Annotated in this window: 5 protein-coding genes; 3 read left to right on the top strand and 2 right to left on the bottom strand. The window is 72.5% G+C overall.

The window, feature by feature from the left end:
• A partial coding sequence (locus D7Y13_RS37795) for a TIGR02266 family protein (RefSeq protein WP_120630967.1) occupies positions 1 to 2031 on the bottom strand: 2031 nt, incomplete at its 3' end.
• Positions 2032 to 2209: 178 nt separating this feature from the next.
• On the opposite strand from D7Y13_RS37795, the gene D7Y13_RS37790 reads away from it, so the two are divergent.
• The 3 genes from D7Y13_RS37790 to D7Y13_RS37780 all read left to right on the top strand — a co-directional run bounded on the left by D7Y13_RS37790 (position 2210) and on the right by D7Y13_RS37780 (position 4232).
• The gene (locus D7Y13_RS37790; RefSeq protein ID WP_120585044.1) at positions 2210 to 3352 is read left to right on the top strand and encodes a hypothetical protein; all 1143 of its coding nucleotides are present in this window, start codon (positions 2210 to 2212) and stop codon (positions 3350 to 3352) included.
• A 141-nt stretch (positions 3353 to 3493) separates the two neighbouring features.
• Positions 3494 to 3823 (top strand): type II toxin-antitoxin system Phd/YefM family antitoxin, encoded by a 330-nt coding sequence (locus D7Y13_RS37785; protein WP_158620445.1) that lies wholly within the window; start codon positions 3494 to 3496, stop codon positions 3821 to 3823.
• A 7-nt stretch (positions 3824 to 3830) separates the two neighbouring features.
• Positions 3831 to 4232: a type II toxin-antitoxin system VapC family toxin gene (locus D7Y13_RS37780; protein WP_158620446.1), complete on the top strand. Its 402-nt coding sequence runs from the start codon at positions 3831 to 3833 to the stop codon at positions 4230 to 4232.
• 89 nt (positions 4233 to 4321) lie between these two features.
• Here D7Y13_RS37780 and D7Y13_RS37775 read toward each other — a convergent pair whose 3' ends face one another.
• Positions 4322 to 5344 (bottom strand): hypothetical protein, encoded by a 1023-nt coding sequence (locus D7Y13_RS37775; protein WP_208734532.1) that lies wholly within the window; start codon positions 5342 to 5344, stop codon positions 4322 to 4324.
• Positions 5345 to 5498: the final 154 nt, after the last annotated feature.

Raw genomic sequence — 5498 nt, 5'->3', positions numbered from 1 at the left:
GACGGGGGCTGGAGGGGCCTGACGCACGGACGGAGGAAGCACGTCGGGTCGCGCCTGCGGCGGAGGGGCGACGGGCCGCGCGGCGGGACGGCCCCCGGAGGACACGGGCTCGCGCGCCAGCTCCAGCGGGGCCTCGTCCATGGAGAAGTCGAAGTCGAACTCGGTGCTGCCTCCGGAGCCCTTCGTGGGCGCGGGCGGAGTCAGGGGCTGGATGGGCGGCGCGATGGAGCGGCCCGTCGCGGAAGCGGGCTCACGCGACAGCTCCGGCGCACCCGGGCGTCCGGCGGCGGAGCCGGGCTCACGTCCCAGCCCCGGCGCTGGGGAACGACCGGCGACGGACCCGGGCTCACGTCCCAGTCCCGGAGCGGCGGGACGGCCGCCGAAGGAGCCGGGCTCGAGGGACATCTCCGGTGCACCCGGGCGTCCTGCGGCGGAGCCGGGTTCGCGCCCCAGTCCCGGCGCGGCGGTGCGACCTGCCGAGGACGCAGGCTCACGCGACAAGCCGGGAGCCCCACGTCCAGCAACGGATCCGGGCTCGCGAGACAGCTCCTGCGCACCGGGACGACCGGCGGCGGAGCCGGGCTCGCGCCCGAGTCCCGGCGCGGCCGGGCGCCCCGTCGTGGACACCGGCTCACGTCCCAGCCCCGGTGCGGCGGGACGGCCACCGAAGGACCCGGGCTCCAGGGACATCTCCGGAGCCACCGAGCGTCCAGCAGCGGAGCCGGGCTCACGTCCCAGTCCCGGCGCACCCGGACGACCCGTTGAAGACACGGGTTCACGTCCCAGTCCCGGCGCACCAGGACGTCCGGCGGCGGAGCCGGGCTCACGTCCCAGTCCCGGCGCACCGGGACGTCCGGCGGCGGAGCCGGGCTCACGTCCCAGTCCCGGCGCACCGGGACGTCCGGGCGAGGACGCGGGCTCGCGCCCCAGCGGCATGGGCCGGTGACGTCCGGGCGAGGACGCGGGCTCGCGCGCCAGCTCCAGCGGGCCGTCGTCCATGGACATGTCCAGCTCGAACTCGGTGCTGCCACCGGACGTCTGGAGCGAAGCCACGGGCGGCGGCGGGGGCCTCACGGCGGGCGGCGGTGCGACGGGCTGAGCCGGCGCGACGCGAGGCGGCGCGGGCTCGAACGCATCGGACATGTCCAGCTCGAACCCGCCGGCGTCACCGGAGGCCGGGGACGATCCGTCATCCTCCACCGAGAAGCCCATGTCGATGGGCGCCTCGTCGAGCGGCTCACCCATCGCGATGGGCGCATCCCCTATCGGAACCTCGAACTCGAAATCGAGCCCGGGCAGGGGTTCATCACCGTCCGTCAGCACACCCTGCACGGTGGGCGGCGGCGTGCCCGCGATGAGCTCATCCAGCGGGATGTCCACGTCGTTGGACGTGTCCGCCAGCGGAAGGCTGTCCTCGTCCTCGGGAGACCCCAGCGAGAACGGCTCGTCCGGAGATCCGAAGGAGAACGGCTCATCCGCCGGAGGAGGCGCGCTCGCGGGCGCCTCGATGTCGTCGAAGAGCGAATCGAGCGCGACCCCGCCCGGGGCCTGCGGCGCGGAACGCGGAGGCACGACGGGGGGCACGACCACGGCGGGGCGCTGCGGAGCGGCGGGGCGCGGTGCGGCGGCGACGGGCGCGACAATGGGCGCGATGGACGGCAGCGGCGCCACGGCAGCCACCGGCGCGGCCCCGGCCACCGGCTTGCGCTGGAGCATCAGCTCCACGAGCGCGCGGCTCGCCGTGTCCAGCTCCAGGAACTGCAACCCCATGCCCGGAGGACCGGCGGGGTCGTTCACCTCGCGCACCCAGCGCACGGTGGCGCTGCCCTGGAGCACGCGCACACCGTTGGCGATCTGCACCTCGAAACGCACGGGCGTGCCCACCGGCTGCGGCGTGCGCGAGCGGATGAACATGCCGCCCGGACTGAGGTTGGTGGCGAACTCCTCGGTGAAGCTCCCCACGGACTCATGCTTGAGCTTCACCAACAGACCGACCGACTTGCGGTCCGTGGTACGCCGACCTTGATCCATGGGTCGGCACTGTCGCGGCACAGGGCCTTTCCCTCAAGGGGGTTCTGGTCTCTCGGTCGGCCGTCCACCATCCCTCCGGGAGCCCAGGTGCGCTTACGACTTACCTGTATGTCCCGGCTATCCTGGGACTTCGTTTCCTGAACGAGGAAGTCCGGGTCCGCCGGACGGGAGTCCCCTGATGCAAGCGATTCCCCAGTTCGCTCCGGTTCCCCTCCACGCGCGGTGGTTGGTGGACCGACGGCATGACCTGCTCTCCACGGTGGGAGGGCTGGGCGCGAGCCTGGCGCTGATGGCGTTGCACGTGTTCGGCGGCGTGAGCGGGCCGCCGCTGTGGTGGGCGTGGGTGTTGTTGCTGGACGGGCCGCACCTGTTCGCGACGGTGTCGCGCACGTACCTGGACGCGCGCGAGCGGAAGGCGCGGGCGCGGCTGTTGTGGGGCAGCCTGGGCTGGTTCGCGGCGGGGCCCGCGGTGTTCGGGCTCTCCGTGCTGTTGGGGCAGCGCTGGCCGTTCGCGGTGTTCGTGACGCTGGCGGCGCTCTGGGCGTACTGGCACGTGGTGCGGCAGCACTACGGCATCATGGTGCTCTACCAGCGCAAGGCCGGAGAGAAGGACGCGTGGGACCGGCGGCTGGACAGCCTGACGTTGTACGTGGGGCTGCTCGCGCCGTTCGTGGCGTTCGCGCTGACGCACCCGGGAGCGCGGCGGCGGTTGGGCCTGCCCGCGGAGCCGACGTGGGAGACGGCGGCGGCGCACGCATGCTTCGCGCTGGTGCTCGCGGTGGTGGGGGTGCTCGCGGTCCGGCAGGTGTGGCGCTGGCGCACGGGGCGCGGGGTGAACGGGCCGAAGCTGTTGATGCTGGGCGCGGCGCTGGGGCTGACGTCGCTGGTATTCTGGCCGTCGGTGTCGCGGCGGATGGACTTCCTGATGTTCACCGTGGCGGTGACGGCGTTCCACAACGTGCAGTACCACGGCATCGTCTGGTTCTTTCACCGCAACCGCTACCACGCGGACGGCGTGGACCGCGCGGCGTTCGGCTGGGCGCCGAGGGTGAGCCAGCGGTTCATCATCTACGCGCTGTGCGGGCTCGCGTTCACGGTGGCGTACCGGACGCTGGGCTGCGGCATGGGCGTGCATCCGGGCTGCGGCGCGTTCGACACGAAGGTGGCGCTGGGAGGCTCGGGGCTCACGCTGCGCGACTTCATGGAGGGGTTCATCTGGGGCTTCGCGCTGCACCACTACTTCCTGGACCAGTACATCTGGCGCGTGCGCAGGGACGCGGGTCTGAACCAGGACCTCAAGCTGGGCACGCCAGCGGCCTGACACCCAGGCCGCATGGTGTGTCAGACCTGTCCATATTATCTGTACAACATGGCCAGCAAACACCGCCGACGCACCCCGCCCCGCCCCGCGAGTGCGCGACAGGCCTCTCCCAACAAGCGAGCCTCACCGCCAGCCGTTCCCGTGGAGGAGACGGAGACAACGCTGGCCATCCAGCGCATCCCGCTCAGCGAGGCGCGCAGTCAGCTCAGCGCGCTCGTGCAGCGAGCCGCCTCCCAGCGGCACCTGACCGCCATCACCGTGCACGATGAATTGAAGGCGTACCTCATCGCGCCCGCGCGGCTGGAGGCCCTGCTCAAGGCGGAGCGACAGTCGCGTCCCTCGCGCAAGCGGAAGTCGAAGCTGCGCGGCTCGCTGCGCATCGTGGGCGACCTGGAAGCGCCGGGGGAAAGCCCCAGCGAACAACTCCAGCACTCGGCCCTGGCCTCGGCGGAGGCGGTGGACTTTGAGTGAGGGCTACGTGCTCGACACGAACGCCCTGCTCTTCTACGCGGGCGACCAGCTCCAGAAACTCGGGCCGAAGGCGAAGCGCGCGTTCACGGCCTTCGAGCAGGGGCGTGGCTACCTGGTGGTGCCGGCGCCGGTCGTCCTGGAGACCTGGCTGCTCGCGCAGGGAGGCAGGCTGCGATTCCCCACCACGCTGGATGCATGGTGGGCGGACATCGCCCGCCCGGAGCTGGTCCACGAACCCATGAGCGAAGCGGATGTCCGGGAGGCGGCCCGGCTCGACTGGGAGCACCGGAACCACTTCGACCGGCTCATCGTGGCGACGTCCCGCAGACTCGGGCTGCCGCTGCTGACGCGCGACAGCGCCATCACCGATTGGGCCCAGAACACCGGAGGCATCGAGGTCGCGTGGTGACGCGGCCCCCGATGCCCCTGGGATTCAACACATCCTGAAGCGCGGGAGCACCCGGGGACTCCAGGTGCCACCCTCGCTACCGCTTCACGTCACGGCGTCACGAGCCGCAGGAACGCATCCTGGTTCCACGCAGCACCCGCGCCATCGCGCTGCCAGCCGGACACCACCAGCCCCGCGCCCGGCACCGCGACCAGCGTCGTCGTCGCCAGCGAACACGTCCCGCTGGTGCAGGACTCCGGCGCCAGCGTGTTCGCGCCCAGCAGCGCCCCGTCCGCCGCGTAGCGCGTCAGCGTGTTGCCGCACGCCACCGCCACCGGGCCCGTGGACTCCACCGCGGCGACCGTACCCACCGACGCCGAACCGCACGTGGGCTGCTTCGCCCACTGCTCCTGCCCGTCCGCCGTCGCGGTGAGCACGAACGGCCCACCCTCATCCAGCGTCGTCCCGTTCCACACCAGCAGGCCCACCGCCTCGCCCGCCACCGCCACGGTGCCATCCGCGCCCACCGACACGGAACCCACGCGCCCGTTCACACCCGGCACCTCGCGGCCCCACGTCAGCGCCCCGTCCGCGTTGAACGCGAGCACCACGAAGCCGCCCGTGCCCTCCGCGTCGAACGTGCGCCCGTCCAGCGTCACCGGGCCCACCAGCCTTCCGGCGACCACCGACGTGCCCGTGGCCGACAGCGCCACCGCCGACAGCAGCGTGCCCTCCGCCGCGCCGTCGAACGTCCGCGTCCAGCGCACCGCACCGTCCGCCGCGTAGCGCACCAGCTGCGGGGTGTGGGCCTCCGTCGTCCACTCCTCGCCCAGGGCCACCACGCCACCGGCCGCGTCCGCCACCACGGCGTAGACCTTCTGCCCCGCGCGGCGCTGCCACTCCGGAGCGCCGTCTGCGGAGAACTTCACCAGGAAGCCGTCCTGCGCCTCGCCCAACCCGAAGTCCGCCGGGTACAGGAACGCGTTGCCGGACAGGAACACCGCGCCGTCCGCGCCCGTGGAGCCCGCCACGCGCAGGTCCGACAGGCGGTTGCGCTCGAACTCCTTCGCCCAGGCCCGGGTCCCATCCGCCGCGTAGCGCGCCAGCGTCAGCACGCGCCGCTCGCCGTCCACCGTGTCCCGGTCCTCATCCGACCGAGGCGTGCCGGTGGCGTCTGACGACGAAGAGGACTCGGACGAAGAGCAGGCGTCGGACGAGGACGAGGCGTCCGACGACGAAGCGTCCGACGAAGAGGCATCTGACGAGGACGAAGCGTCCGACGAAGAG

Origin of the sequence: Corallococcus praedator (genome assembly GCF_003612125.1) — a bacterium.
GTDB lineage: Bacteria > Myxococcota > Myxococcia > Myxococcales > Myxococcaceae > Corallococcus > Corallococcus praedator.
The sequence above is the reverse complement of the archived record's forward strand: the minus strand, read 5'-3'. Positions and strand labels throughout refer to the sequence as shown.